We start from the raw sequence: 26,911 nt of genomic DNA, 5'->3' as shown, positions 1-26,911 counted from the left end.
ATTTAAAGTCCTTTTTGTAATAAATCGTGTAGGGAGATCATTCCCACAAATAAACCTTTTTCGTCCACAACGGGTGCAACGGATATTGGTCGCTCCCGGCCTTCCATTTTGATTAAAACATCATATGCTTTTTCTTCTGGTCGGAAACTACTAGGATTTGCATTCATCATTTCCTTTGCAGTGACAGTGGGTGAAAGAGTGTTTTTAGTCAAAAACTTTCGGATGTCAAAATCTGTAATCAAACCAATTAATTTGGAATTTGAATCCACAACACCTGTAGCACCGATCCCTTTCTCTGTGATTTCTTTTAGAATGGTTTCTAAATTGGCATCCACCGGAATCGATGCATTTCTTTCCCCTTTTCGCATTACATCCGATAGATGTAAGGAAAGGCGTTTTCCCAACCTTCCTGCTGGATGGTACAAAGCAAAATCATTGGCTTGGAAATTCTTTAATTCCATGAGTGCCACTGCTATGGCATCACCAAGGACTAAGGCAATTGTGGTACTTGAAGTAGGAGCCAAGTCCAAAGGACAAGCTTCTTTTAAAACGGGAGTGATGATGACTATATCCGAAAGGGAAGCTAACTTTGATTTGGCGTTTGCTGTAATCCCTACTATCTTTGCCCCAATTTTACGAAGTGTAGGCAAAATATAATTGAGTTCTTCCGATTCCCCACTTTTTCCGATGGCAAGAACAACATCATCCGGTCCAACAATTCCCGAATCCCCATGCGATGCATCCGTTGGATGCAAAAAGTAAGCAGAGGTTCCTGTGGAAGACAGTGTATGGGAAATTTTTTTGGCAATATCGCCTGATTTACCGACCCCGGTGACAATTACTTTGCCAGTGGATTTTAAAATCAGATCAATACAATCTTTAACGGATGGATCCAGTTGGTCGCGGAAGTGTACCAGTGAAGAAATTTCATCATCTAGTGCTTGTTTAACGATTGCGATCGTGTCTTTTTCTTTCATACAATTAATTCCTCCCAGGCCAAATCACCTACATTGACATGGTAAACAAAAGCAGTGTTAATCTCCGGTATACGAAGGATTACTTTTGTTTTATTTTTAATTTCTATAACTTCCATCGTTTTGCCAACATAGGCACCGCCAATGATACGAACCCGTTTCCCTTTTTCTAAAACGGATTCTGGGCTCGTGGTCAATGAATCTGCATATTTTTGTAGCCCAAGTTCTAAAATATCCAAATCGTCTTGGGTCACCGTTGCTGGTTGGCCTTTATGAAAGACAAAATGATGGGAACCGGGTAATTGGAGGACTTTATTTTTATCTCTCCAGAAGACAATTTTAACAAAAATATAAGAAGGTAGAACAGGGACATGGATCCACTTAAATCGATCGGTCCATTTTTTTCGTTCCTTACGGATGGGGAGATAATTCTCCAGGTGGTATTTTTTTAAAAGTTCGCTTAGTTTTTTTTCTGCTCTGGGTTTTGTATACACAATGTACCAAGCACTTTCTTCTATGGGGGGATTAGTCTCGGACATCTAAACGGAACCTAATGGGTAGAACAAATTCTTTACCTTTGGAATGTTGGAACTGCCAATCGGCGAGTTGCCGACGCACCTGTAAATCAAAGACACCATACCTACATGGGGTGACCACTGCAATTTTTTCCAAAGAACCATCTTCTTTGATGGTCAATCGATACACACAAACATCTTCTAATTTTTGTTCTAAGGCTAGTGCCGGATAACTAAGGCAGTTTTGGAATTCTGAGATCTCATCTTCAATGGTTTTTGTTCCTTCTTCTTTTGATGGATTTTTTGAGGAGGAAGATGTAGTATTTCCGATCCCTGTGGAAAATTGTAAATCTATGGTGGATACGTTACTTCCCTTTTTCCATTTTAAAAATGGCGAATCTATGTCCCTTTTTAGGTTATAACCGAATAGAGCGAAAACTAACAAGAGGTGAATTCCAAAAGTGATGGAAAGAGCCTTGTATTTCGAACCTTCAAAGAGGGTGTGCATTCCAAGTTCATGAAAAACTTTATTGGAGAGAATGCAATCTCCATTTTCATTGTCCGTATATGCCTTCAAGTTGGGGAAAAATTTTCAGAGTATCAACATTTGGTGAGTCTCACGGAACTTCTGTTGGAGTTGTCGTGGATGGAGTTCCTGCCGGCTTACCATTTCCAGAGGAAGAAATTCAAAAGGATTTAACACGCCGTAGGCCAGGCCAAAATGATCTTACCACTCCAAGAGATGAAAAAGATCGGATGGTTGTGGAATCAGGAGTGTTCCAAGGTAAAACAACTGGTAGTCCCATTCTCATGAAAGTGAACAACCAAAATACCATTGGAAGTGACTATGATGAAATGGCCCATGTGTTTCGGCCTTCTCATGCAGATTATACATATTCGGAGAAATACGGACACAGAGCTCATGTGGGCGGTGGAAGGTCTTCCGTTCGGGAAACGATTGGAAGAGTAGCGGCGGCAGGTCTTGCCCGTGTGATTTTAGAGAGAGAGCTTGGAATCTCAACAGTAGGTTGGGTGGATTCGATTGGCCCAATCGATTCTCATATTAGTGAATCTGAATATCCTATTTCTAGAGATATCGTGGACAACTTCCCAACAAGATGTCCAAAAAAATCGTCTAATGACGAAATGGAGACTCTCATTCGTAAACTTAGAGATGAAGGAGATTCTGTTGGTGGAGTTGTCAAAATTGCCGTCAGAAACTTACCACCTGGTTTAGGAGATCCCGTATACGATAAGTTAGATGCTGATTTGGCAAAGGCAATTTTGTCTATTTCGGCATGTAAAGGATTTGAAGTGGGTTCTGGATTTACAGGTACTCGCCAAACGGGAAGCGTTCACAACGATGAATTTTATATAGAGCCGGGAACTGGAAAAGTCAAAACAAGAACTAACAATTCTGGTGGGATCCAAGGTGGAATTTCTAACGGCATGGATTTGATCCTTCGTGCCGCTTTTAAACCAACTTCGACCATTAAAAAAGAACAAAAAACGATTAACGATAAAAATGAAGAAACCATTTTAAAAGCAAAAGGTCGACATGATGCTTGTGTTTTGCCAAGAGCGGTTCCGATTGTGGAAGCTGTGGTAAATCTTGTGTTAGTAGATGCTTATCTTTACCAAAGAGCCTTACAGCCAAAATGGTTTTTGAAATATGCAAATTTAGATTCTATTCCAGAACAATAAAGGAATCCTAAAACAGATGAATCGACCAAAAGTTTATAAAGTCCTATTACTTGAAGATGATGAAAGTAGCGCCAAACTACTATTACATACTTTAGAAAGATATAACTTTGACGTCACTCATGTTGTGGATGGAATGTCGGGACTAACCAAAATCAGAAACAATAGTTATGACTTGATCATTAGCGATGTCAATATGCCTTATTTGGACGGAATTAGTTTTTTGGAGAAAGGCAAAGAAATGTTAAAGATGACCCCTGTCATCATGTTAACTGCTGTTGGTGAAAAAGACCAAGTACGAAGAGCGGCTCTTAGTCACGTCACTGCTTATCTTTTAAAACCCATCGCAAACCAAGCTTTACTTGAAAAAATTGCACAAGTTTTGCAGCTAAAACCTGAAAACATCATCGACAAAAAAGCATTTCCATTGGTGGTCAATGTCACGGAACTATCAATTTCTCAAATGGTTTTGGACATTCAGGGTTGTCCGGGCAAAAAATCCACTGAGGAAATCTTTGATCGGTTTATGTTGTCTTTGGGAGGAAGAGGGTCTTTCACCAATTTGAGAATCAATCTCGATAACGCCTTCTTTTACGAAGTCAGATCCTTACAAATTTTGGATGATCTGATCGCAAAAATTCTCAAACAGACAAATATCCGAGCCAGTTCCTTGTTTTTAGATTCGGAATTCTTCAATAACCATGTAGTGGATTTGCAACCTTTCACCTATCTTTCCGAGGTAAATATAATTTCAAAATGAAGGTTTGACAAAAACCAAAGACCTAGGTCTAATCAAACCTAGGGGGCCTGTTCTTTGGTTAAGATAAAGATAGACGGAGTCGAATACGAAGTCGACGAAAAGAAAAACCTCATCGACGCCACAAAAGAAGTTGGAGTCGAAATCCCTTACTTTTGTTACCACCCAGCACTCAGCATTGTCGGTATGTGCCGCATGTGTCTCATTGAAATTGAAGGTGTTCCTCGTTTACAAGCAGCTTGTAATACTCCTGTAAAAGAAGGAATGGGGATCATTACTAAGTCAGACCGAGTGATAGAAGCTCGCGCTGGTACAATGGAATTTTTGCTCGCAAATCACCCGTTAGACTGTCCTGTTTGTGATAAAGCCGGGGAATGTCGTTTGCAAGACAACGCATTTGGTTCTGGTTCGGGACATTCAAGGTTTGAATTCGATAAAAGAAATATTCCTCAAGAAGAGATTGGAACCAATCTCATCATCAATCATAATCGTTGTATTGTTTGTTATCGTTGTGTTAGATTTGAAGAGGAAAAGGTTGGTCAGTCTAATCTTGGACTTTTTGAAAGAGGAAACCATTCCATCATTGGCCTTGCGAAATCAGAACCAATCGATCACAACTACCAAGGTGCTTTGGCAGATATTTGCCCAGTGGGAGCACTCCTAAATAATAAAACATTATTTAAGTCACGTGTTTGGTGGTATAAATCACATAAATCAGTATGTCACGGATGTTCTACAGGATGTAATGTAACAACGAATGTACGAGACAATAAAATGTATCGTTATATGGTTCGTGAAAACTATGACCAAGGTATGTTTTTCCTTTGTGACAAAGGAAGATTCGATTTGGATTGGATGAACGAGAATCGCCTTCATAGTTATTTGGAAGCGGGAAATCCTTCAACATCCAAAGAAGTCATATCTAAAATAGTAGATCGAATGAAAGCAGCGAAATCAATTGCCGTTCTTGGTGGAGCTCATGAATCCAATGAAACGCTGGAATCACTGAAAAAAGGATTTGAATTAGTTGCACGTGAGTTAGGTGGGAAATCCATTCAATGGGAATCCCGTGTGACAGATGCACAAAACAAAGAAACTGAACAAGTGGACTTTTTACTTACAAAAGACAACCACCCTAATACAAAGGGAGCTGTTGATTTGGGAATCACATCAATTTCAGGAATGTCGGGAATTGTGAATGCAGTTAAATCAGGTGCCATTGATTTAGTTTTTGTATTGAAAGAGTCAATCCCAGAGGGAATCGATCCATCAAAGGTAATTTCTTTTGACACTAATTTAACTGAAGCTGCAAAAAACGCTAGTTTGGCGGCTCCAATTCAAATTTTTGCAGAATCTGCCGGTAGTTTTACCAATAAAAACGGCCTAAAACAAAACTTTGAGCAATCGATGAATCCAATCAAAGGATTGTTAAATTCTGCTGGTGTTGTGGATTTGATTTTCCAAAAACTAACTGAAAAAGTGGAGGCATCTGTTGGGAACCGTTAATGTCATCAACGTAGCCAAAAAACATCAGTTTTCTTGGTATGAGAAGTTTTATTTTTGGTCCATCGGCAAAGGTCTTTGGATCACTTTGAAACATTTCGTTAAGGTAGCTTTGTTCAATAAACAAGTGACCATCGAATATCCTGATAAAAAACGCCAATATTCCACTCGCTTTCGTGGAATGCATTCCATGAAACGAGATGAAAAAGGTAGGGAACGATGTACTGCATGTTTTTGTTGTATGTGGATTTGTCCTGCCAATGCCATTCATATTGAAGCAGCAGAAGTACCAACGGATCGCCAACACCTTCACCCAGAAGATAAGTTTGCTAAGAAGTTTGAAATCAACTTACTACGTTGTATTTTCTGTGGATTATGTGAAGAAGCCTGTCCTAAAGGTGCGATTTATCTAGACGGAACAGGAGAGATGGCAGCCGACAATCGTGAAGATTTATTTTTAACCAAAGAAAGAATGATGGAAAAAACTGGTGGTCCCATTCTCGGCCAAAGGATTTAAATCTATTTTTTCAATTCTATTTGATTACCCGGTTTTTGTTGTTTCATGACGAATCCGGGTTTTTTATTTTTGATCCCACTTGATTAACCTATTTGTGAATTTATTTTCTTTGATTCAAAAATCCAAAAATAGTTTTTCTGATATAGAATTTGCAAACAAATTGAAAATAATCAAAAGCTTTAGATTCTTTATCTCTCTTTTGGTTTGGATGATCTTATTAGGATTTCAATTTGCAATTTCTGCAGAAACAACCATTATCGAAAACGAAGAAGACGAAAGACGTGTTTTGGAGAATCATGCATTTGAAAAGTTAAGGTTTGGTCTCGCCAATCATATTCACTACTATAAAGTAAAAAAAACAAAAAACACAGTTGTAGAACAACGATCCGGCCGTAAACGGTTGTATGATCATAATTTGATTTTACGTTCGATTTTTCGAAATCGAATTTTACACCATGAGTATGGATCCATTGGACGTTTGTTAGATGGAGCTAGTTTTATAGATTTTGGAAGTGCCATTCTTTATGAAGAAGGTGCGGTCACGGTTCGTGATTTATATGAAGACCAGTTCCTTTCTCGGTATATCAAAAAGATTGTGGCAACTGATATCAATGATCCTGAATACGATCATACACGTTATATAGAAATTCATCTCACAGAAAGAGATCCTTTCCCTTTTGCATTTAACGAGATTCCTTACCGGTTGGATGATCCATCTTATATCCGAATTTTAACAAAATTATATACACCAAATGAATTTTCACCAGTGATCTTTCGCAGTACCAATTCGGGTCCTGATTTGTTTTATACTGTGGAAGAGATGCGGGAACATTTTCGTTCGGTTTTAGAGGCTAATCCGCATCGAACGATTCTTTACTTTTTTAATCGTTATATATTTTTTAGAACCCCTTGCGAATCCAAATTCCAACTCCTGGGAACCATCGATGAGAAGGTGGGTGTGAACCATAGTTTTAGCGCTTGGCGTTATGTAGATTGGAACAAACGAGAATTTGCGGAGGCCATCGAACCCAATTTTCGCTATATTCGTATCGCCGAAGAACGAAATGAAAGCAAGGCGGACAGGTTGGATGCGATGTTTTCGGGTTACGGGTGCCAAATTCGAGCAAAATTACTCTACTACCGTCACAAATTCATGAAAACTATGACGAAATGATGATTTTTTTACTTTTCTTATGAGGCGAACTCTGTACGTTTTTCCTAGAAACACCCAGAGAGAGGTAAACCCATGGGGAATTCCTATATTATTGATGCTGTCCGAACTCCGAGAGGAAAGGGCAAAAAACGCGGGACACTTGCATCCGTCCATCCACAAGAATTAGCTGCTGCCACATTAAAAGCCATCCAATCACGTACCGGAATCGATCCAAAAACGGTTGAAGAAGTTGTAATGGGTTGTGTATCCCAAGTTGCTGACCAAGCTGCATGTATCGCTCGTTATGCGGTCATGGCGGCTCATTGGCCAAAAGATGTTCCAGGTTATACAGTAAACCGTTTTTGCGGTTCTGGATTACAAGCCCTCAACAACGTAGCAAACCATGTTGCTTCCGGAGCAATGGAAATTGGAGTTGGTGGTGGAGTTGAATCCATGAGCCGTGTGAAAATGGGTGATGATATGATGGGACGTGATTTTAACGTTGGCAACGATAAAATTGCTGCTCACTACAACCTAGTTCCACAAGGTATTTCTGCTGACCTAATCGCAACTAAGTATGATATTTCTCGTGAAGAAGCAGATCGTTTTGCAGAATCTTCACAACAAAAAGCACATGCAGCAGTTCAAAATGGTTACTTTAAAAAATCAGTAATCCCAATTACTTTGGATGATGGAACTGTTGTGACAGAAGAAGAAAACCCACGTTTGGAATCAGACTATGCTTTCCTTTCTAGTCTTGGTCCTGTATTCAAAACAATTGGTGAAAAAGAATTGGATGCGATTGCACTTCGTTCTTATCCAGAAGTAACAAAAATTAATCATATCCACACACTCGGAAACTCTTCTGGTATCGTTGATGGTGCAGCTGCGATCTTAGTGACTAATGATGAAGGACTCAAAAAATACGGTTTGAAACCACGTGCAAAAATTCTTGCAACAGTGGCAACTGGTGAAGATCCAACGATTATGTTAACTGGTCCTGTTTCTGCTTCGCAAAAAGCTTTGAAACAAGCTGGTCTTAGCGTAAAAGACATTGACCTTTGGGAAATCAACGAAGCTTTCGCCTCTGTAGTGTTATACGTAAAGAAAACACTCGGAATTGATGAATCCAAAATCAATGTAAACGGGGGAGCGATTGCTCTTGGACATCCACTCGGAGCAACTGGTGCGATTTTGACTGGAACCGTACTTGACGAGTTGGAAAGAAGAGACCTTCGTTACGGACTCATCACTCTTTGTATCGGTGGCGGCATGGGAATTGCTACTATCATCGAAAGATTGAAGTAAGATAAAACTTTAAGAATTTGAAAAAACACGTTTGGATCTCGTAACTGCGGGGTTTAAACGTGTTTCGTTTATTACACAGCATATTTTAAAATAATACCAGAGTCTGGGCCACTTGACGGGATGGGGGATTTATGCGCAATACGCATAACAAACATATGAAGCAGGCAAAGAATTTCGTTAGTTTCCTTTTTCTTCCTTAACTAGGTTTGGTCGACAATTTGTTTCCTTAATTTTTTTGTCATAACCTTTATAAATTCCTCTTTTCCCTTTTTCACTTCTTTGAGTTGAGTTTTGATTTCTGCCGGAATTTCAAAATATTTTTCTGCCCACAATTGGATTTCGACAAGAACTGGTAATAGTTCGATTGCTTTATTTGTCAGTTTATAGAGAACTTTTGCTTTACTATCTGGATGTTCTGTTTTTTCGATAAGTTCGTTTTCTTCTAAACTTTGGAGTCTGGCTGCTAGGATGTTTGTAGCTATACCTTCCTCAGATTTTAAAAAATCACCGTAGGTTGATTTATTAAAGAACATCATATCTCTAATGATGAGTAAGGACCATTTGTCACCGAATATGTCTAGTGAGCAGCTAAGAGGGCATTCTGACCTTTTATTGGTTTTTTCCATTCATTTTCCTCCAATCTAAAATTTTAAAAAATATTACAAAATAATCACTTGCAAAATAAAAGTGATATTTTTACTTGCAAATTGCAAGTAAAAATTGAAACACGGAGTCTAATCGTCGTATGAAACAAACAATTTTAATCACAGGTGCATCCTCAGGTTTTGGTCTAATCGTCGCAACTAGACTTCACGAAAGTGGTTACAATGTCATTGGCACAAGTCGTAACCCTAACCAAATCAAAGTTCCATTTAAAATGTTATCACTTGATATTGCCGATGATAATTCAATCAAGGTATTTCGTAATGAATTGTTCAAGCATATTTCCCATTTAGATGTTTTGATTAATAATGCAGGATTTTATTTGTCGGGACTTGCAGAAGAAACTTCCATTGAAGAAGGTAAAAGACAATTTGAAACAAATTTTTGGGGAACAGTAAAACTAACTAAAGAGTTATTACCCGATTTTAGAAAACAAAGATCTGGAAAAATAATCACCGTAGGATCGATCATGGGATTATTGAATTTTCCGAGTGCCTCTTATTACGGAGCATCTAAACATGCGTTAGAAGGATTTTTTAAATCCTTACGATTTGAATTAAATGAGTTTAACATCAAAGTGGCTATGGTGGAACCAATGGGTTTTAAAACCAATATCGTTACTAATGCTGTGAAAGCTGAAACCAAAATTGATGACTATAACCAATACCGAAGTAAAATTGAAAGATTTGCAAAAGATTTGTTTGGAAATGCTCCTGAACCAACACCTGTGATTGATACTTTAATCAAATTGGTTGAAACAAAAGAACCTAAATTTAATCATCCAGTTGGTAAAGGTGCTTCTGTGATTTTAACAATACAACACTTTGCATACAAACTATTTGAGAATTCTTTAATAAAAAACTTCAATCGGTTTAAAGGTTAAGACAATGAAAGCATTTCAAGTTACTCGTTACAGTAAAAAAGATAAACTGGTGCTTACAGAAGTACCAGAACCAACAGTAAGCGAAAATGAAGTTTTAGTCCAAATTCATGCAGCGGCCATCAACCTACTTGATTCTTTAATTAGAAATGGTGACTTTAAAATTTTTCTTCCATACAAACCACCTTTTACTAACGGACACGATATGGCAGGTGTCATTATAAAAGTGGGAGCTAATGTTTCAAAATTTAAAGTTGGAGATGAAGTTTATGCAAGACCTTCTGATTATCATATAGGTACCTTTGCTCAGTTAATCGCTGTTTCAGAAAATGATTTAGCATTGAAACCTAAAAACATTTCAATGGAAGAAGCTTCTTCCATTCCCCTTGTAGGACTCACTTCATGGCAGGCTTTGGTGGAAATTGCAAATGTCAAAAAAGGCCAAAAGGTATTCATCCAAGCTGGTTCTGGTGGTGTTGGAACATTTGCAATCCAACTAGCAAAACATTTAGGTGCCTTTGTAGCAACTACAACTAGTTCCGCTAATACACATTTGGTGAAAAATCTTGGTGCTGATCTAATTATCGATTATAAAAATGAAGATTTTTCAAAAATTTTAAAAGATTATGATTTGGTACTACATAGCAATAGAGACAATAAAATACTTCACCAATCTCTGCAAATTTTGAAACAAGGTGGAACTCTAGTGTCACTCACTGGGCCTCCAACTAGTGAATTTGCAAAAAAAATCGGCCTAGGCTGGCCTTTCCAATTCATAATGAGTTTGCTAAGTATGTCAGTGAAAAGATTTGCTAAAAAGCTGAATGTTAATTTCGAATTTCTGTTTATGAGATCCGATGGTTATCAGTTAAGTGAAATTACCTCATTGATTGAAGCTGGGAAAATTCGGCCAGTAATCGACAGAGTATTTCCGTTTGAACAAACCAACGAAGCTATATCTTATGTGGAAACAGGACGTACTAAAGGTAAAGTAGTTGTAAAAGTCCAATAGTTTGAATTGTGTTTAGAAAAGTTCAAGAATACATTTTTTGCCAATTTCACCTAACAATAATTTAAACGGATTGCAATTAAATCTGCCCTGGATAAGAAATGTACTATGAGCGTAACACATTCATTCACAGGCACAATTTGTAACCAATGTAACTTTAAAGTAGCAGAGGTTTTAAGTGGTTGTCCGTCCTGTGGCAGTGAATCCACGGAAAAAGTGGATCTAAAAGAGAATGGAACCATCCATTCATTCACTGTTGTGTATGTTGGATTTGGTCATATGGCTTCTCGTGCGCCCTATGTTCTAGCAATTGTTCAAACCGAGGAAAATGTAAAACTGACAACGGTGATTGATGGTGTTACCGATTTTAGTGCGGTGAAAATTGGTGATAAAGTCCGATTCAAAGGAACGGATGAAAAAATCGGTCCCGTATTTCAATATTAGATTTTTAAATAGGTCGCGTAGACCGAATCTAATATTCAATTCAAAAATTAGGTAACATTTGTATTTTGAAATTCGAATCCTCAAAAATGAAAATGGCAACCACTAAATATAAAATAAAATCGAAATCAAATTTTAAATCAAATTCCAAATTAAAGTATCCTCTTCCATCGGAAGAAATAACATCCTATTATTTTAATCTAACGCCTGCAATGTTGGAAAAGTTTATGGAAATCCGAAATTGGATTTATGAATTGTCGTTTGCCGATGAAAAGATTGGTGAAATTGCAGAATGTTTGAAATGGGGAGAACCAAGTTTTTTAACTCCAAAAACAAAGTCTGGATCCACCATTCGAATGGCAAAAGTGAACGAACTTGAATTTGCTTTATACTTTAATTGTAAAACCACAATCGCAAAAGAGATCGCAATTGAATTTCCCGAATGGAATTGTGATGGGAAACGAGCTTTGTATTTTTCTGTGAGTCAAAAAATTTCTAAATCAAAACTAACCATTTGTTTGAAAAAAGCATTATTATATCATAAAAGAAAAACAGATACAGCTGGCTTTTAATGAAAGCTAAAGAATACAATTTCCAATTTAAGCTTCGGGTTCGCTATTCTGAAGTGGATTCGCAAGGGATTGTTTTTAATGCCAATTATTTAAATTATTTGGATGTCACCATCACCGAATACTTTCGTGCAAAAGGAATTTCTTATTCTGAATTTATTGATCGTTACCAAATTGATTTTCATGTGGTTCAATCTCTTATTGATTATCGGAATGGTGCCAAGTTTGACGATGAACTGGAGATTTCTTTGTTTCCAAGTTATCAATCTTCCAAGATCTTTTGGTCGTTCCAAATGCGTTGCGGAGAAAAACTTATTTGTTCGGGTATGCTAACTTATATAACAGTGAGTCAAGTCACAAAGAAGATTGTATCTTTACCGGCTGAGGTGAATCAGTTGTTACAATTGAAAAAGAAAATTGATAAGGATAAAACCTAAAACTTATAATGATAGCTAATTAGAAATTTTGTATTCAAATTGAAATTCCCGCGCCACCGATTGCAGCGGAAATCCTTTCCATACCCAGTCCATTTTCTTCTAAGAACCAAATAGGAAAGATTGGAGCGAAAAGCGGGGTCGTTGATGAATCTAAGTTAAGTTTTGGATTCGATTCGAGGCGCCCGTTTTGATCAAAAAATTTTATTTCGCAAAAATGACAGCTTCATTTGGGAACAAAACTAAACCACCGAGGTCCAACTCTTTTTCTAACTCAAAAGAGGAAGATCGATTTGCAGAACTAAAAAGAATTTCACCCAGAATCCATTTTCGCGGGTATGATACATTCGCAGGTTTTGAAGAAAAGTTCAAAAATATATATGTTTCTTCTTTTCCTTCTCTTCTTCTGTAATAGAGCGCGTGTTTATCGGGACTCAGAAATATTTTTAACTTACCTTTTCTTAAAGACTTTCTATCTTTTCGTAATTGGATTAGTTTTTTATAAGTATAAAACAACGAATTGGGATCTTCTTTTTGAGAATCCACATTGAGTGTCTGTGCATCCTCATACAATGGCAACCATGGTTTACCTGTTGTAAAACCAGTTGTGTTGGTTCCATCCCAAGGCATAGGAATTCGTTCCGGGTCACGACCTGGATGGAAAGGCCAATAACGTTTTCCTACTGGGTCTTGGATTTTATTGTAAGGAACCTTTTGGCGTTTCATCCCAATCTCTTCACCATAATAAAGAAATGGTGTTCCTCGAAGAGTTAACATCATACAGGCGGCCAACTTGGCTCTTGCGATTGTGTCGGTTCCTTTTTCATATCTTGTGATATGTCGTGGAAAATCATGATTGGATAGAGTGTAGTTCGGCCAATTGTCTTCTCCGAGTGCCGATTCAAAATCTTTTACAATTTGATAAAATCGTTCTGCTTTCCAAGGAGAGAATAAAAACATAAAATTAAATGCAAGATGTAACTCATCATTACGACCACAGTATGTCGCTGGTAGGAGAACGTTTCCTGGAAAATCTTGCATGATCTCACCAACAAACATACGTTTTTCGGGATATGAATCCAAAAGTTTACGCATCCGACGAAGGATTCCATGCATTTCGGGACGATCACGATCGTAAGCATGGACTTGTTTGTCGTATGGTCTTGGCCCTTTCATAAAATAGGAAGCATTGTTTCTTAAAAATTCATCTTTCACATATAAGTTGACAACATCTAGTCTGAACCCATCGACTCCCATATCCAACCAATACTTCATCATTTTAAATATGGCATCTTCTACATCGGGGTTTCGCCAATTGAGATCTGGTTGTTCTTTTAAAAAGGAATGGAAATAATACTCTCCAGTTCGTTTGTCGTATTCCCATCCAGAACCACCAAATGCACCTAACCAATTATTTGGTGGACCATTGTGGTTTGGTTCTTTCCAAATGTACCAATCTCTTTTGGGACTATTGACGGAAGATCTGGATTCAATAAACCAAGGATGTAGATGGGAAGTATGATTGACAACAAGATCCATGATGATTCGAATACCACGTTTGTGCGCTTCCTTTAACAACCGTTTGAAGGTTTGAGTGTCACCATAAACAGGATCAATTTCTTCATAATCAGAAATATCATAACCAAAATCAAACATAGGAGATGGGTACACGGGAGATAACCAAATGGCATCAATGCCAAGAGAATCCTTGGATCCTGCAAGATAATCCAATCGTTGAATGATTCCTTCTAAATCTCCAATTCCATCTCCATTGGAATCTTGGAAACTACGTGGATAAATTTGATAGATGACTGCTTCTTTCCACCATGCCATATTAAAAATTAATCTCCATGATTCCTTGGTTTTCTTTGACTCGTGCCACCGAAAGGATTCTTTCTTTGATTGCTAAGAGTAATCCTGTATCCTCAATTTTTCTACCATTTTTAGTTTGAATGTGGAATGAGTCGTAAGCAAAATCCGCGCTGGTAGAGATCCTAACAAAAATGACTTCTAATTCAAAGTCGAGTAATGTTTTTAGAATTCGATACACAAGTCCAATGGAATCGGGAACTCTAACTTCTAAAACGGAATAAGACTCAGAAATATCATTAGCGAATTTTACTAATTCTTCTACCATTCCATCGGGAATTTGTGGAAGGGTTTTCCAAATATTGGTAGTGGAAGCTAAATCTTCGATATTGGTTTTTCCTTCGATACATTCGGTTAATGTAGATTCAATATCGGCGATTTGTTGTTCAGCAATTTCGCCGCTACCATATTCGTCCGTAATTTGTGCCTGTAAGATGAGTTGGTCTTCTTCTGTTTGAAAGAGTCTTAATCCCACCAAACTAAGTCCTAATGAGGATATAGTTCCAGAAAGATAAAGTAACATTTGTTTATCGGGCTTCGCAAAAATAGATAATGTGACAAAAGCAGGTTCTCTTTCGGTAATCATTCGAAAAGGTAATCCGGAATTTTGCCATTCATAAAGTAAACTGAAGTGTTGGAAAACACGTCTAGGAGTATTGTAATTTAAATAGGAAGAGGGTCTAATTTTCATTCCAAAGGTTACAATTCGTTCCGCTTCTTCTGCGTTAAGACCTTCTTTTTCGATTAAATATGTTTCTAAAGTGGTTTCAATCCGGTCTTGGGTGTCGGTGAGATTTTCTTTTTTTTGTATATAAGTGAGTGTGGAAGTAAAGAGGAAGTGTAATATTTCTTTTTTCCAATTGGTGAGAATCCCTTGGCCCACTGATTTTGTATCAATGATGGTAAGAACATATAAAAGTCTAAGAGTGTTTTCATTAGAAAATTGTTTTGCGAAGGAGGAAATGAGTTTTGGATCGTAAATGTCTCGTTTGGAAGATAATTCAGACATTACAATATGTTCGGCAACAAGGAAACGTAACAGCTCTGTATCCTCTTCTGACAATCGGAAACGTTCTGCAATGATGAGAGCAAGTTCCGCACCGTATTGGCTATGATCTCCTTCTTTTACCTTTCCGGCATCATGGATGAGAATGGCCAGTGCTAAAATTTCAATTTTTTCACAAACATTAAATACATCTTGGACTTGTCTATCTTCCCATAAATCAGCAATGAGAACATCTAACTCTCTTAAGATCAAAAGTGTATGTTCATCAACAGTGTATTGGTGGTGGTAACTGAATAGAGGAAAGTTTGTACAGGCTCCAAATTCAGGAATGAGTTTTCCTAGAATGTTGCACTCATGCATCAAAGTGAGCGTATGCCCAATTCTATTTTTTTTTCGTAACATTTCAAGGAAAGTATCTAAAACAGATTTTTGATTTTTGAAATCATCATCTAAGAAGTGTGATGCGAATCGAATTTGATTTAAATCGATACGAGAAGGTTCTTCTTGGTTACTCTGTGATTCTGCAAAAAATTGAATGATGTCATCATACAAACTGTCTGGATTAGAGAGTTCTTTTTGAATTCGTTTTTTGTTTAAATTCGTTTTTTCGTCTAAGTAAGTTCCAATATAAAAATACACATCTTTTTGGGCTTTGTAAAATTGGCTCATAAAGGCTTCGAGAGTTTTGATTTCGTTTCGCGCACCAAATCCTAAAAATTCAGCAACTTCCGGTTGGAGTCCTAAATCCAACCTATCATTTTTTCTACCACTGATAATATGAAGTGCAGACCTTGTTAATAGCAAAAAATCATAAGCAGACAATAGAGTTAAACTATCACCTATCAAATAAAAATCAAAAATTCCACCATCAGCCGAATCGACCAGAGGATTGGTTTTTTCAATCCAATACATATGTTGGATATCCCGAAGACCTAATGGATCTGTTTTGATATTAGGTTCAGAAAGTAAAATGGGATTATAAGAATTAATGATTCGTTCTCTAAGATAAGAGAGTTTCCATTCATTAAAAACTTTGATGGTTTTCTCTGGGATTTTTGCTAAAAATTCTGATTTGTATTTTTGAAATAGAACTTCTGAACCAACAAGAAATCGGGAATCAAGAACTGCATGAAAAGTTTCGATTTGGTCTAGATATAAAAATGATTCTTTGATCGTACGACAAGAATGTCCTACTTCCTTTTCATTGTTGTATAAGAATGTATTAATTTTTGAAATGATTTCACCGAGGATTTTTTCAGATAATTTTCCATCGTGAAGATAAAGGATATCAATGTCAGAGTAAGGAGCAAGTTCTCTGCGACCATATCCACCCACTGCAATGAGACACAGATGGTCTTTTAATGGAATTCCAGCCGATACCTCGTTGAAAAGAGTTCGAATGGACTCGTCGACAAGATTACTCAACTGGCGTGTGAAGAGTCTGCCGGAAGCAACTGTTTTGGCTTTTGGAAATGTCCGTTGCAGTTTTGCCTTGAGTTCTGATTTCATCATGTTAAGATGGGTTTCCTACCTTATTGGACAACTTTAACATGAATCCGAAGATTAAAATCACAATTCAGTTTATTTTCAGCCATCTTTCCGCTTATCTACTGGTATCCGTCCCTTATTTCCAGTTCGTTATGAAAGAATATTATGAGGGAGAAAACGCCGTGTTCCCATTGTTTCTCATTACGGCAACTGATGGTGCAGCTTGGTCAAGAGCGATGTTTTGGTTGTTTCCGGCACTTATTTTGCAAGCCATCTTAATGGCGAGTTTTGTGATTCTAATTTGGGATTGGTTTCGAAATCAAAGTTTCGGCAAACAGATGTTTGTATTGATTTGGATGAGGACCATCCTTGGCGGTTTTGCTGCCATCTCTCCTGCTGTTGGAAGTTTGGAAGGAATGGTGTTTTTGATTCCAGAGGTATCCATTTCCATTCATCTTTATGTAGTTTTTGAAATTTTTTTACAATCAGTTGTGCAAGCTGGGATTTTTCTGGTATTAGTGAATCGTGGAAAAACAACCACAAAGATTGGTTAACGTGATTATGAAAATAAAATCAAAATATAAAACATTAAATGAAAAATTAAGCTGAGATCTTGTTTTATGTATATTCGTAATTTTCAAATTCCAATTGTTTCGATTCCAAACTTGTTTGGTTTCACAAATAAAATAATAATAATTCTTTTTTTCGGAATTTTTTACCTTTCCACCATTCCTTTGATTGCTGATGGATGGGAGTCTTCTCTTTGGAAAGAAAAAACTTATCGTAACCAAAGAATATCGAGTGCAGATCCCACAAATGGAAACGATGATTTTACTAAAATCCCAAAGAAACAAACAGTAACCATTGCTGAAATCAAATCTAGGGGTGTGATCAAACACATTTGGATGACACTTGCCAGTAAAGATCCAATGGCCAGAAAAAATGCTGTGATTCGTATGTATTGGGACAATCATCCACATGCTTCCGTAGAAGTTCCGTTAGGTGAATTTTTTGGACAAGGTTGGGGCGAAGAATACATCATGAATTCGGCACCACTTGTGGCTGCACCCAAAAAAGGAAAGTCTATGAATTCATACTTTCCTATGCCTTTTGAATCGGGGGCAAGGATAGAAATTGAAAATGAATCTGAAGAAGACATCAGTAATTTTTATTTTTATATTGATTATGAAGAATGGAAAGAACCTTTAAATTCTAATTTACGTTTCCATGCACAATGGAGTCGAAGTGTTACAAAACCGAACACAACCAATGGAAAAGAAAATGAATGGGGACTTCTTGGAGAAACAGAAAAAACTGTTTTTAAAAAAGAAAATTACTTCTCGGTTCTCGAAACAGAAGGCAAAGGCCAGTTTGTTGGTCTCAATTTGTATGTCGATTCACCCACTCCACTTTGGTATGGAGAAGGGGATGATTTGATTTTCATTGATGGGAACCAAACAGAAGCCAATCTAAAGGGAACAGGAACAGAAGATGTTTTTAACACAGCTTGGTCACCAAAAGAAATCTTTATGCATCCTTATTTCGGATATCCACGAGTATCTGATTCTGTTGGTTGGTTAGGCAGAACGCATTTGTATCGGTTTTGGGTGGAATCCCCCATTCGTTTTGAAAAAAATTTCCTATTCTTATTAGAGCATGGACATGCAAATTCCTTGACCTTAGATTTAATCGCAGTTGCCTATTGGTATCAAGGTCTGAATCCAAAACCAATGAAGGTTTTGCCGAAAAAGGATTCTCGGTCGAACAAACCCGAGATTAATTTTCGTCATATCCACAAGTGGCGGGATTCATTCCGAAGCGAAAAAGGTTATGGGGAAATTTGGGGAAATGAATGAGATTAATACGGATGTATTTGTTAGAGAAATTGTTTCTCAATCCATCGATGCAATTGTCGTTTTAGATACGAATAATAAAATACTATTTAGCAATTTAGCATTACAATCGTTAACTGGTTATTCCAAAGAAGAATTAGAAGAAAAAACTTTTTCTTTTCTTTTTCCTCCGAATGAAAAGGGGGAACAAAACACGATCGAAACCTTTGTTAGTTCCAAAGATTCGCATTATATTGCTGGATTTTTAAAAGAGTTGGAACTTGTCACCAAACCAAAAGGTACCATCCCTGTGGAGATTCGGGCCTTTACCATTCGGAATGAAACCCAAATGTTCTATGCTGCCATCATTCGAGATGTTCGTGAACGTAGGCGTCTGGAAGAACAAAAGAATGTTCTCATCAATAGTTTGAAACGATTGGCTTATATGGATGAGCTCACCATGTTGCCAAACCGTCGTTCCTTTTCGGAAAGTTTGCAAAAAACTGTCGCCACGGTCAAACGCCGCAACCGGGAATCGGTTCTGGCAGTGCTTGACATCGATCATTTCAAAGTCATCAACGATACCTATGGGCACGACATCGGGGATTTGGTTCTCAAAAAAATGGCCAATATCTTTGTGGATTGCCTCAGAGAAGAAGACACAGTGGGAAGGATTGGGGGAGAAGAGTTTGGTTGTATCCTCCCTGACACGACCACAGAAGGGGCAACCATAGTCCTTGACCGCTTGCGAGAATCGGTAGAAAACCACCGTTTTTTCATTTTTGATAACTATTATCTCAACATCACCCTTAGCATTGGGTATACCAAGGTGCATCCCATTCAGAAGCCAGAAGAGATTTTGAAATTGGCGGACATTGCCCTCTACCAAGCCAAGAACCACGGCCGCAACCAGATCCAAGTTTACCCAGTGTGACATAATTTTAGCAGATTCTAATAAACTCTGCTAAAATTCCAGGCTCTAATCTTCTTCCTGCTTGACGAAAAAATACCAAATCCGTAAACTTTAAGCATAGTTTGGCACTCTAATCATCAGAGTGCTAAAGGAAGTGCCAGAAGGATATGGATCTATCCCCTAGACATCGATCTATTTTAAAAGCCTTGGTAGAGGAATTTGTATCGGATAACAAACCGGTCGGATCCAAAACCCTTTCTGAAAAATACGATATCGGTGTTTCCCCTGCCACCATCCGCTCTTGTTTGGCGGAATTGGAAGAGATGGGTTTTATCGTGGCAAGGCATACTTCGGGTGGGCGAGTTCCGACGGAACGGGGCTACCGGTTGTATGTGGATAGTTTGGTGACTTTGTTTGAGCTTACCATGCGGGAAAAACAAAGGATCCAGGAAGAGTATCTTCGGATGCAATTTCGATTGGACCAAGTTCTCATTGCCACATCCAAAGTTTTGGCTTCCCTTTCGCAATCAGCGAGTGTGGTTCTTGGCCCAGAAGGGTCACTCGATACACTCAAACATATTGAACTCATCCATGTAAATGGTGGAGAAGTTCTTATGATTCTTGTGATGCGGTCAGGTACGGTGCTGAATCGAAATATATTTTTCGATTACCATATCTCACAAGAGACTTTGTACCAAATCTCAAGATATTTGAATGATAACGTCAAAGGTTTTGATGTTCATGAAATTCAAAGTAATCTGATCCCTCAGATGATGATGAAAAAGGAAGGTCCAGAAGGATTTTCTTTATTTGCACCATCAATTGCGAGAGCCATGGGATCGGACAGTTTGTCCGTTGATAACTTGTATATCGATGGATTAAAAAATTTATACGAAAACTTTAAGGATGAAGAGGAACAATTAGAAAACATCCTGCATCTGTTTGATGAAAAACAGTTCCTCAAAGAGTTTTTTAGCGATTATGTTCCGATGGATGGTGTTTATACCATTATCGGGAAAGACGGTAATGAGAAGTTAGGTGGTGTTACCATCATTACAACCAATTACCGAATGGGAGAAAAGAGGATTGGTTCCATGGGAATCATTGGTCCTCAGAGGATGAATTACAACAAAGCATTACCTTTGATTGAATTCACTTCAAAGTTAGTTTCAGAAATGATTACGAAATTGAGTAGATAGTAGGAGGAAAAATGGCAGAAGAAACAAACGGATCCGTTGATGAACAAAATGTGTCGGTCGAAGAAGGGCAGGCCATTACGGATGAAGCCATTGAACAAGCGGTAGAAGGTGCTGAAAAAGAACTCGATAACGCCAAAAAGGAAATCGAAACTTTAAAAGATTCTTGGTTAAGAGAACGTGCGGAGTTTCAAAACTACAAACGTAGAACCGCAAACGACTTGTTAAATGCAAGAAAGGAATCCATCAAAAAGTTCGCGGAAGGACTCACGGGAGCTCTCGACAACTTGGAACGTGTATCCAATGTTCCAAACCAAACTCCGGAAGTAGTGGCTTTCGTGGAAGGGATCAAGATGGTTCAAAAGGAATTTTATTCCGTATTGGAAAAAGAAGGAATCAAACGTTTGGATCCGAAAGGAATGCCGTTTGATCCAATGCTTATGGAAGCAATTGCTTCTGAGGAAAGTGTAGAGTTTACGGAAGAGACGGTTGTGGAAACTTACCAAGCTGGTTATTACCATGAAGAAGGTGAGAACAAACAATCCATTCGCCCTGCACGTGTGAAAGTGGGAAAACCACAAAGTTAATATTAGTAAGAAGGAGAAGACTATGTCTAAGGAAAAAATTATAGGTATCGATTTAGGAACCACTAACTCTTGTGTGGCGGTTATGGAAGGTGGAGACCCTGTTGTCATTCAAAACTCAGAAGGGGCAAGAACCACTCCTTCGATTGTTGCCTTTACCGCAAAGGGTGAAACCATTGTGGGTCAGTTCGCAAAGAACCAGGCAATTACGAATGCAGTAAACACAATCCGTTCTGCGAAACGTTTTATCGGTCGTCGTTTTAACGAAGCTGGTGACGAATCCAAGATGGTATCTTACAAAGTGATCCGTGCTGGAAATGATGGTGTGAAATTTGAAACCGTTTCCGGTGAATTCACTCCACAAGAAATTGCGGCTCGTGTTCTTCAAAAAATGAAGAAAACTGCGGAAGACTTTCTTGGTCATGAAGTAAAAAAAGCAGTAGTAACAGTTCCTGCTTACTTCAATGACGAACAAAGACAAGCAACAAAAGACGCAGGTCGTATTGCTGGTCTCGAAGTAGAACGTATCATCAACGAACCAACAGCAGCAGCTCTTGCTTATGGTTTTGATAAGAAAAAAACTAGTGCAAAGATCGCCGTATACGACTTAGGTGGTGGAACATTTGACGTTTCTATCCTAGAACTTGGTGACGGAGTTTTTGAAGTAAAATCCACAAATGGGGACACTCATCTTGGTGGTGATGACTTTGATAACGTAGTCATGCAGTGGATGATTGATGAATTTAAAAAACAAACGGGGATTGATATTTCTGGAGATAAAAACACAGTACAACGATTGAAAGAAGCTGCTGAAAAAGCTAAAATCGAGTTGTCTGGAACATCTTCCACTCAAATCAACCTTCCATTCATCACGGCTGATGCTTCTGGTCCAAAACATTTGGATATGACTCTCACCAAAGCAAAGTTTGATGAAATCACAAGATCTCTTGTCGAAAGAACTCGTATTCCATGTTTGAATGCATTGAAAGATGCAGGTCTTTCTGCTAGTGAAATTGATGAAGTCATCCTTGTGGGTGGATCGATTCGTATTCCTGCGGTGCAAGCACTTGTAAAAGAAATTTTTGGTAAAGAACCAAACAAATCTGTAAACCCGGATGAAGTAGTAGCAGTTGGTGCTGCGATCCAAGGGGGAGTTCTTGCAGGTGATGTTACTGACGTATTGTTACTCGATGTAACTCCACTATCACTTGGGATTGAAACTCTCGGTGGTGTGATGACAAAACTCATCGAAAGAAACACAACCATCCCTACAAGAAAGTCACAAGTGTTCTCTACTGCTGCAGACAGCCAAACAACAGTTTCGGTTCATGTATTACAAGGGGAACGTGAAATGGCAAGTGCCAATAGAACCCTCGGTCGTTTTGACTTAGTGGGAATTCCATCGGCACCAAGAGGAGTACCTCAAATCGAAGTGACTTTTGATATCGACGCAAACGGTATCGTCCATGTATCTGCGAAAGATTTAGGAACAGGAAAAGAACAAAAGATTCGTATTGAATCTTCTTCGGGACTCTCTGAAGAAGAAATCAAAAAGATGGTAAAAGATGCAGAAGCTCATGCGGAAGAAGATAAAAAACTTCGCGAAGCTGCTGATACTAAAAACGAATTGGAAGCTATTGTTTACCAATTAGAAAAAACCATCGGTGAATCTGCTGACAAACTCGACGAATCAGAAAAACAAAGAGCACAGGACGAAATCAAACGCGGCCGTGAAGCTATGGAATCTGGTGACGTAGAAAGAATGAAAGCTTCAAGAGATTCTATCCAACAAGTAGCAATGCAAATTGGACAAAAGATTTATTCACAAGCAGGCCCTGAAGCCGGAGCTCCAGGTGCAGACCAAGCGGGTGCTCCTGGACAAGGTGCAAGTGAGTCTTCTGCCGGTGGCGAAAAGGTCGTTGATGCGGATTACACCGTAGTTGATGAAGATAAAAAATAAATAGAGAAAAAGAAGTAAAACTATGAGCGACCGTGGTTACTACGAAGTATTAGGCGTTTCGAAAGGTGCCTCTGATGATGAGATCAAGAGCGCCTATCGTAAGTTAGCCATTAAATATCACCCTGACAAAAATAAGGGTGATAAAGAAGCGGAAGAAAAATTCAAAGAGGCGACAGAAGCCTATGAAGTGTTACGTGACGCACAAAAACGTGCAGCCTACGATCAGTACGGCAAAGCAGGAGTCAATGCAGGAGCTGGTGGAGGATATGGAGCAGGGGCTTATACAGACTTCTCTGATATCTTTGGCGACTTCGGTGATATCTTCAGTGAATTTTTCGGAGGCGGAGGTGCTGGCGGTAGCCGCGGTGGTGGAAGAAGGTCCGGTCCTCAAAGGGGATCGGATCTCCGTTATAATTTAGAAGTTAGTTTAGAAGATGCCGCTCTTGGAAAAGAATATAAAATAGAAATTCCAAGACTCGAAACCTGTGTGGATTGTTCTGGATCGGGAGCAGCAAAAGGATCTTCGCCTACAGTTTGTCCTGATTGTTCGGGAACAGGCCAAGTGCGAAGGACACAAGGATTCTTTAGTGTCACAACCACTTGCCCTCGTTGTAAAGGAAAAGGAAAGGTCATTTCTAATCCTTGTAAAACTTGTAAGGGCGAGGGCCTAACAGAGAAAAGACGAACAATTCATATTAAAATTCCTGCCGGTGTTGAATCCGGTAGCAGACTCAAAGTTTCTGGGGAAGGAGAGTCTGGCCCGAATGGTGGACCAAGTGGGGATTTGTATGTAGTCACACATATCAAAAAACACCCAACCTTTGAACGCCAAGGGAATGATTTAATTGTTCAAAAAACGATTTCATTGTCTATGGCTTGTCTTGGTGGTGAGATCGAAGTTCCCTCTATTGATGGAAAGACCATCAACTTAAAAATTCCAGAAGGAACAGAGAGTGGACAAATCTTCCGATTGAAAGGACATGGAATCCCTTACCTTGGTTCTTATGGAAAAGGGGACCAACACGTAATCATTAAAGTAGAAATTCCTAAGAAACTTTCTAAAAAACAGAGAGAACTGATGGAAGAATTTGCCCGTGAGTCCGGCGAAAAGGTCGGCAGTGGCGGAAAATCTAAGTTGTTTTTCCGCTGAACTTTTGGAGGATTGAGAGCATCTATGGATAAAAAAGTCCGACTCGGAGTCATCGGTACTGGTCATATGGGCCAATACCACGTAAACGTTGCCAAACAGCTTTCTGATGCTGAACTCATTGGAATATTTGATGCCAACTTGGAACGCGCCACTCAAATTGCTGAGAAACACAAAACAAAAGCGTTTCCAACTGTGGAAGAATTGTTAAAGGAAACGGATGCCATCGTCATCGCAGCACCAACTTTCCTTCATCACAAGATCGCAAAACAGGCGCTAACTGAAAAGAAACATGTTTTGGTAGAAAAACCAATTTCACAAACTGTGGAAGAAGCAAAAGAACTTGTGGCTTTAGCAAAACAAAACAATTTGATTTTGCAAGTGGGTCACGTTGAAAGATTCAATGGAGCGGTATTGGAGCTCGGGAAAATTGCCGAACATCCACTCCTCATTGAATCCAGAAGGATTGCTCCTTACAATAGTCGCATCACGGACGTGGGTGTAGTTTTGGATATGATGATCCATGATATCGACATCGTTCTAAACTTGGTTAAATCAGAAGTAACGAAAGTCAAAGCAGTAGGATCTTCTATTGTTTCCAATCATGAAGATGTGGCAAGTGTGGTTTTAACTTTTGCCAACGGATGTGTTGCTTCCCTTAACGCATCTCGTGCCTCCCAAGCAAAAATCAGAACTCTTAATATTTCTCAAAAAGATTCTTATGTATTTTTAGATTTTACCAACCAAGAAATTGAATTACATAGACAAGCAAGTTCAACCACTCAACTAGGAACTGGAGAAATCAAATACAGACAAGAATCCATTGTGGAAAAAATCTTTGTTCACAAAGACAATCCACTCAAACAGGAACATGAACACTTTGTAAAATGTATCAAAGGAGAATCCGAACCTATGGTGAAGGGTGATTCTGATATTAAAACATTAGAAGTGGCATATAAAATCCTGGAAGAAATTCACGGAAAAAAATAATGACAGACCATCCTGATTCAACTCGCGGGAAGTTACTCATTTCCAATTCCAGTGTGATTCAGGATTTTTTTCACAAATCCGTTGTCCTCATGGTGGACCATGATGATGACGGGGCATTTGGTCTGGTTTTAAATAAACCCACCGACCAAACGATGGAATCATTAATCAAAAATCTTCCAGAAACCGCTTATTCCAACAAACAAGTGTTTTCTGGTGGACCAGTGGACAATATGTTCGTTTCGATCCTGCATAATGGGAAACAAACGGAAGACCCTGGTGTGGAAATTGTGCCAGGCATTTATATGGCTAGAAGTTTTGATACAATGATTGAAGTTCTTTCTTCTGATCAAATTCAATTTCGTGTTTTGCAAGGATATGCGGGTTGGTCTTCTGGCCAATTAGAAAGCGAATTTGAAAGATTGTCTTGGGTTGTGTCGGATTTAGTAGATGAATCAATCGTTTTTAGTGAAGACGATTCTGAAGTTGTTTGGCGAGAAGCCCTTCGTAGCAAAGGTGGAATCTACAAATACTTTGTTGACCATACAAAAGATCCATCCCTCAATTGATTCAAACATAGAATCACTCATATGAGACTTTCATCCAAAAAGATAGTGCTTTCTTCTGGTTCCTCTCCTTTAGGAAAGGAACTGTTGCCGCTACTGCTAGCGGAAGGTGCACTCGTTGTCGTTGGTGATTCAAATCCGGAAGAAATTCCAAACCATCCGAATCTTCAAAAGTATAAAATTGATCCATCCAAACCCGAACAAATGGAACGTTTGATTGAATCTGCAATTGAAACCTTAGATAAAATTGATGTTTTCATTTTAAACTCAGAACAAATCACTTATGCGGAAGATGAAAAAGAAGATTGGAACAGATTAAAAATTTTATTCAATGCAAACACTTTAGCACCCATTCACACCATACAACGATTAACTAACTTAATTTCTGTAGGACTCCATATCATCGTTGTTAGTTCTGATTTAACAAAAGTTCCCACACCAGGATTTGGACTTTATGGATCTTCCAAAGCTGCCTTGGATTATTTTTGGGATTCCTTCCGAGGACAGATCGGTAGAGAGTTTCGATTTTCACGGGTCATTGCGATGGAACCGAAACTTTCAAAAGGAAACCGACTGGCAAATCGGGTTTTGCAATCGATCCTTCGGCCTAAAAAACGTCGGTACGAACATTTTTACCAATGGGGAAATCGGTTTTTATTAAATTTATTACCTTTTTTACGTTTTTTCCGAACCTTAGCCTATGCATTTCGATTAAAACAGGAGAAAAAGAAAAAAATTTCCCAAGCTGATTTGTTACCATCCTCCGAAAATTAGTCATTTCGTACTCTTAATATACAATCTCTCTTTCGATTCCTTCCCCGTGCTTAGTTTTTGAACATAGAAACCCATTCGTTTAACAGTCTTATGTCGGATGGTGACGCAATCCATCCTTTCGGGTCATTTCTTCCATTTGGTACAAATATTGCTAACTAAGTAAGC

General features: G+C 38.5%; 27 protein-coding genes. 21 read left to right on the top strand and 6 right to left on the bottom strand.

What is annotated here, in order from left to right:
- Positions 1-2 precede the first annotated feature (2 nt).
- The 3 genes from EHQ47_RS08110 to EHQ47_RS08100 are packed head-to-tail and all read right to left on the bottom strand — an operon-like array spanning position 3 to position 1,997.
- Positions 3-977 (bottom strand): KpsF/GutQ family sugar-phosphate isomerase, encoded by a 975-nt coding sequence (locus EHQ47_RS08110; RefSeq protein WP_135746916.1) that lies wholly within the window; start codon positions 975-977, stop codon positions 3-5.
- Positions 974-1,513: a UpxY family transcription antiterminator gene (locus EHQ47_RS08105; RefSeq protein ID WP_135746915.1), complete on the bottom strand. Its 540-nt coding sequence runs from the start codon at positions 1,511-1,513 to the stop codon at positions 974-976. The genes EHQ47_RS08110 and EHQ47_RS08105 overlap by 4 nt, the downstream gene beginning before the upstream one ends.
- On the bottom strand, positions 1,500-1,997 hold the full coding sequence (locus EHQ47_RS08100) for an LIC_10042 family TonB-like protein (RefSeq protein WP_244290262.1): 498 nt from the start codon (positions 1,995-1,997) through the stop codon (positions 1,500-1,502). Before EHQ47_RS08100 ends, EHQ47_RS08105 begins: the two co-directional genes overlap by 14 nt.
- 59 nt (positions 1,998-2,056) lie before the next feature.
- Here EHQ47_RS08100 and aroC point away from each other — a divergent pair, with 59 nt between their 5' ends.
- From aroC to EHQ47_RS08070, 6 genes are all read left to right on the top strand, one after another.
- Entirely contained in the window at positions 2,057-3,193 is a 1,137-nt protein-coding gene (gene aroC, locus EHQ47_RS08095) for a chorismate synthase (RefSeq protein WP_135746913.1), read from the top strand.
- Positions 3,194-3,209: 16 nt separating this feature from the next.
- Positions 3,210-3,950 carry a response regulator gene (locus EHQ47_RS08090; RefSeq protein WP_135746912.1) on the top strand — a complete coding sequence of 247 codons (741 nt, stop codon included), beginning with the start codon at positions 3,210-3,212 and terminating at the stop codon, positions 3,948-3,950.
- Between the two features lie 54 nt (positions 3,951-4,004).
- Entirely contained in the window at positions 4,005-5,453 is a 1,449-nt protein-coding gene (locus EHQ47_RS08085) for an NADH-quinone oxidoreductase subunit G (RefSeq protein WP_135746911.1), read from the top strand.
- A complete protein-coding gene (locus EHQ47_RS08080) occupies positions 5,440-5,967 on the top strand; it encodes a NuoI/complex I 23 kDa subunit family protein (RefSeq protein WP_135746910.1) in 528 nt (175 codons plus the stop codon). The genes EHQ47_RS08085 and EHQ47_RS08080 overlap by 14 nt, the downstream gene beginning before the upstream one ends.
- A gap of 208 nt (positions 5,968-6,175) precedes the next feature.
- Positions 6,176-7,141, top strand: coding sequence for a hypothetical protein (locus EHQ47_RS08075; protein WP_135777073.1), 966 nt, complete (start codon positions 6,176-6,178; stop codon positions 7,139-7,141).
- A 72-nt stretch (positions 7,142-7,213) separates the two neighbouring features.
- Positions 7,214-8,428 (top strand): acetyl-CoA C-acetyltransferase, encoded by a 1,215-nt coding sequence (locus tag EHQ47_RS08070; RefSeq protein WP_135572852.1) that lies wholly within the window; start codon positions 7,214-7,216, stop codon positions 8,426-8,428.
- Between the two features lie 200 nt (positions 8,429-8,628).
- Here EHQ47_RS08070 and EHQ47_RS08065 read toward each other — a convergent pair whose 3' ends face one another.
- Positions 8,629-9,054: a winged helix-turn-helix transcriptional regulator gene (locus EHQ47_RS08065; RefSeq protein ID WP_135746909.1), complete on the bottom strand. Its 426-nt coding sequence runs from the start codon at positions 9,052-9,054 to the stop codon at positions 8,629-8,631.
- A 119-nt stretch (positions 9,055-9,173) separates the two neighbouring features.
- On the opposite strand from EHQ47_RS08065, the gene EHQ47_RS08060 reads away from it, so the two are divergent.
- The 5 genes from EHQ47_RS08060 to EHQ47_RS08040 all read left to right on the top strand — a co-directional run bounded on the left by EHQ47_RS08060 (position 9,174) and on the right by EHQ47_RS08040 (position 12,427).
- On the top strand, positions 9,174-9,974 hold the full coding sequence (locus tag EHQ47_RS08060; RefSeq protein ID WP_135746908.1) for an SDR family NAD(P)-dependent oxidoreductase: 801 nt from the start codon (positions 9,174-9,176) through the stop codon (positions 9,972-9,974).
- A 4-nt stretch (positions 9,975-9,978) separates the two neighbouring features.
- Positions 9,979-10,983, top strand: a complete 1,005-nt coding sequence (locus EHQ47_RS08055) for an NADP-dependent oxidoreductase (RefSeq protein ID WP_135776939.1) — start codon at positions 9,979-9,981, stop codon at positions 10,981-10,983.
- Between the two features lie 105 nt (positions 10,984-11,088).
- Positions 11,089-11,424: a Zn-ribbon domain-containing OB-fold protein gene (locus tag EHQ47_RS08050; protein WP_135746906.1), complete on the top strand. Its 336-nt coding sequence runs from the start codon at positions 11,089-11,091 to the stop codon at positions 11,422-11,424.
- A 92-nt stretch (positions 11,425-11,516) separates the two neighbouring features.
- Entirely contained in the window at positions 11,517-11,993 is a 477-nt protein-coding gene (locus EHQ47_RS08045; RefSeq protein WP_135776938.1) for a hypothetical protein, read from the top strand.
- Positions 11,993-12,427: an acyl-CoA thioesterase gene (locus tag EHQ47_RS08040; protein WP_135746904.1), complete on the top strand. Its 435-nt coding sequence runs from the start codon at positions 11,993-11,995 to the stop codon at positions 12,425-12,427. The genes EHQ47_RS08045 and EHQ47_RS08040 overlap by 1 nt, the downstream gene beginning before the upstream one ends.
- Before the next feature lie 201 nt (positions 12,428-12,628).
- Here EHQ47_RS08040 and EHQ47_RS08035 read toward each other — a convergent pair whose 3' ends face one another.
- Positions 12,629-14,257, bottom strand: a complete 1,629-nt coding sequence (locus tag EHQ47_RS08035) for an alpha-glucosidase (protein ID WP_135746903.1) — start codon at positions 14,255-14,257, stop codon at positions 12,629-12,631.
- Position 14,258: 1 nt separating this feature from the next.
- The gene (locus EHQ47_RS08030; RefSeq protein ID WP_135746902.1) at positions 14,259-16,811 is read right to left on the bottom strand and encodes a [protein-PII] uridylyltransferase family protein; all 2,553 of its coding nucleotides are present in this window, start codon (positions 16,809-16,811) and stop codon (positions 14,259-14,261) included.
- Positions 16,812-16,849: 38 nt separating this feature from the next.
- On the opposite strand from EHQ47_RS08030, the gene EHQ47_RS08025 reads away from it, so the two are divergent.
- From EHQ47_RS08025 to EHQ47_RS07980, 10 genes are all read left to right on the top strand, one after another.
- Entirely contained in the window at positions 16,850-17,341 is a 492-nt protein-coding gene (locus EHQ47_RS08025; RefSeq protein WP_135746901.1) for a hypothetical protein, read from the top strand.
- Between the two features lie 66 nt (positions 17,342-17,407).
- Complete coding sequence (locus tag EHQ47_RS08020; RefSeq protein WP_135746900.1) at positions 17,408-18,643, top strand: glycoside hydrolase family 172 protein; 1,236 nt, start codon at positions 17,408-17,410, stop codon at positions 18,641-18,643.
- Positions 18,636-19,553: a sensor domain-containing diguanylate cyclase gene (locus EHQ47_RS08015; protein ID WP_135746899.1), complete on the top strand. Its 918-nt coding sequence runs from the start codon at positions 18,636-18,638 to the stop codon at positions 19,551-19,553. The genes EHQ47_RS08020 and EHQ47_RS08015 overlap by 8 nt, the downstream gene beginning before the upstream one ends.
- A 146-nt stretch (positions 19,554-19,699) precedes the next feature.
- Positions 19,700-20,731, top strand: a complete 1,032-nt coding sequence (hrcA, locus tag EHQ47_RS08010) for a heat-inducible transcriptional repressor HrcA (RefSeq protein WP_135746898.1) — start codon at positions 19,700-19,702, stop codon at positions 20,729-20,731.
- A gap of 11 nt (positions 20,732-20,742) precedes the next feature.
- Entirely contained in the window at positions 20,743-21,315 is a 573-nt protein-coding gene (grpE, locus tag EHQ47_RS08005; protein WP_135746897.1) for a nucleotide exchange factor GrpE, read from the top strand.
- 22 nt (positions 21,316-21,337) lie between these two features.
- Entirely contained in the window at positions 21,338-23,272 is a 1,935-nt protein-coding gene (dnaK, locus tag EHQ47_RS08000; protein ID WP_135746896.1) for a molecular chaperone DnaK, read from the top strand.
- Between the two features lie 22 nt (positions 23,273-23,294).
- Positions 23,295-24,422: a molecular chaperone DnaJ gene (gene dnaJ, locus EHQ47_RS07995; RefSeq protein WP_135746895.1), complete on the top strand. Its 1,128-nt coding sequence runs from the start codon at positions 23,295-23,297 to the stop codon at positions 24,420-24,422.
- Between the two features lie 24 nt (positions 24,423-24,446).
- Positions 24,447-25,409, top strand: coding sequence for a Gfo/Idh/MocA family protein (locus EHQ47_RS07990; protein ID WP_135695592.1), 963 nt, complete (start codon positions 24,447-24,449; stop codon positions 25,407-25,409).
- Positions 25,409-25,975 carry a YqgE/AlgH family protein gene (locus EHQ47_RS07985; protein WP_135746894.1) on the top strand — a complete coding sequence of 189 codons (567 nt, stop codon included), beginning with the start codon at positions 25,409-25,411 and terminating at the stop codon, positions 25,973-25,975. Before EHQ47_RS07990 ends, EHQ47_RS07985 begins: the two co-directional genes overlap by 1 nt.
- A 21-nt stretch (positions 25,976-25,996) precedes the next feature.
- Positions 25,997-26,746 carry an SDR family NAD(P)-dependent oxidoreductase gene (locus EHQ47_RS07980; RefSeq protein ID WP_135746893.1) on the top strand — a complete coding sequence of 250 codons (750 nt, stop codon included), beginning with the start codon at positions 25,997-25,999 and terminating at the stop codon, positions 26,744-26,746.
- Positions 26,747-26,911 lie beyond the last annotated feature (165 nt).

This window comes from Leptospira bourretii (genome assembly GCF_004770145.1).
Taxonomy (GTDB): Bacteria; Spirochaetota; Leptospiria; order Leptospirales; family Leptospiraceae; genus Leptospira_A; species Leptospira_A bourretii.
Note: the sequence above shows the minus strand (reverse complement) of the source record. Positions and strands in the feature narration are given on the sequence as shown.

Bases quoted from the DNA above. Each gene is read 5' to 3' on its own strand.
- EHQ47_RS08110 (WP_135746916.1), bottom strand. From the start codon at position 977: ATGAAAGAAAAAGACACGATCGCAATCGTTAAACAAGCACTAGATGAT.
- EHQ47_RS08105 (WP_135746915.1), bottom strand. From the start codon at position 1,513: ATGTCCGAGACTAATCCCCCCATAGAAGAAAGTGCTTGGTACATTGTG.
- EHQ47_RS08100 (WP_244290262.1), bottom strand. From the start codon at position 1,997: ATGCACACCCTCTTTGAAGGTTCGAAATACAAGGCTCTTTCCATCACT.
- aroC (WP_135746913.1), top strand. From the start codon at position 2,057: ATGCCTTCAAGTTGGGGAAAAATTTTCAGAGTATCAACATTTGGTGAG.
- EHQ47_RS08090 (WP_135746912.1), top strand. From the start codon at position 3,210: ATGAATCGACCAAAAGTTTATAAAGTCCTATTACTTGAAGATGATGAA.
- EHQ47_RS08075 (WP_135777073.1), top strand. From the start codon at position 6,176: ATGATCTTATTAGGATTTCAATTTGCAATTTCTGCAGAAACAACCATT.
- EHQ47_RS08070 (WP_135572852.1), top strand. From the start codon at position 7,214: ATGGGGAATTCCTATATTATTGATGCTGTCCGAACTCCGAGAGGAAAG.
- EHQ47_RS08065 (WP_135746909.1), bottom strand. From the start codon at position 9,054: ATGGAAAAAACCAATAAAAGGTCAGAATGCCCTCTTAGCTGCTCACTA.
- EHQ47_RS08060 (WP_135746908.1), top strand. From the start codon at position 9,174: ATGAAACAAACAATTTTAATCACAGGTGCATCCTCAGGTTTTGGTCTA.
- EHQ47_RS08055 (WP_135776939.1), top strand. From the start codon at position 9,979: ATGAAAGCATTTCAAGTTACTCGTTACAGTAAAAAAGATAAACTGGTG.
- EHQ47_RS08050 (WP_135746906.1), top strand. From the start codon at position 11,089: ATGAGCGTAACACATTCATTCACAGGCACAATTTGTAACCAATGTAAC.
- EHQ47_RS08045 (WP_135776938.1), top strand. From the start codon at position 11,517: ATGGCAACCACTAAATATAAAATAAAATCGAAATCAAATTTTAAATCA.
- EHQ47_RS08040 (WP_135746904.1), top strand. From the start codon at position 11,993: ATGAAAGCTAAAGAATACAATTTCCAATTTAAGCTTCGGGTTCGCTAT.
- EHQ47_RS08035 (WP_135746903.1), bottom strand. From the start codon at position 14,257: ATGGCATGGTGGAAAGAAGCAGTCATCTATCAAATTTATCCACGTAGT.
- EHQ47_RS08030 (WP_135746902.1), bottom strand. From the start codon at position 16,811: ATGATGAAATCAGAACTCAAGGCAAAACTGCAACGGACATTTCCAAAA.
- EHQ47_RS08025 (WP_135746901.1), top strand. From the start codon at position 16,850: ATGAATCCGAAGATTAAAATCACAATTCAGTTTATTTTCAGCCATCTT.
- EHQ47_RS08020 (WP_135746900.1), top strand. From the start codon at position 17,408: ATGTATATTCGTAATTTTCAAATTCCAATTGTTTCGATTCCAAACTTG.
- EHQ47_RS08015 (WP_135746899.1), top strand. From the start codon at position 18,636: ATGAATGAGATTAATACGGATGTATTTGTTAGAGAAATTGTTTCTCAA.
- hrcA (WP_135746898.1), top strand. From the start codon at position 19,700: ATGGATCTATCCCCTAGACATCGATCTATTTTAAAAGCCTTGGTAGAG.
- grpE (WP_135746897.1), top strand. From the start codon at position 20,743: ATGGCAGAAGAAACAAACGGATCCGTTGATGAACAAAATGTGTCGGTC.
- dnaK (WP_135746896.1), top strand. From the start codon at position 21,338: ATGTCTAAGGAAAAAATTATAGGTATCGATTTAGGAACCACTAACTCT.
- dnaJ (WP_135746895.1), top strand. From the start codon at position 23,295: ATGAGCGACCGTGGTTACTACGAAGTATTAGGCGTTTCGAAAGGTGCC.
- EHQ47_RS07990 (WP_135695592.1), top strand. From the start codon at position 24,447: ATGGATAAAAAAGTCCGACTCGGAGTCATCGGTACTGGTCATATGGGC.
- EHQ47_RS07985 (WP_135746894.1), top strand. From the start codon at position 25,409: ATGACAGACCATCCTGATTCAACTCGCGGGAAGTTACTCATTTCCAAT.
- EHQ47_RS07980 (WP_135746893.1), top strand. From the start codon at position 25,997: ATGAGACTTTCATCCAAAAAGATAGTGCTTTCTTCTGGTTCCTCTCCT.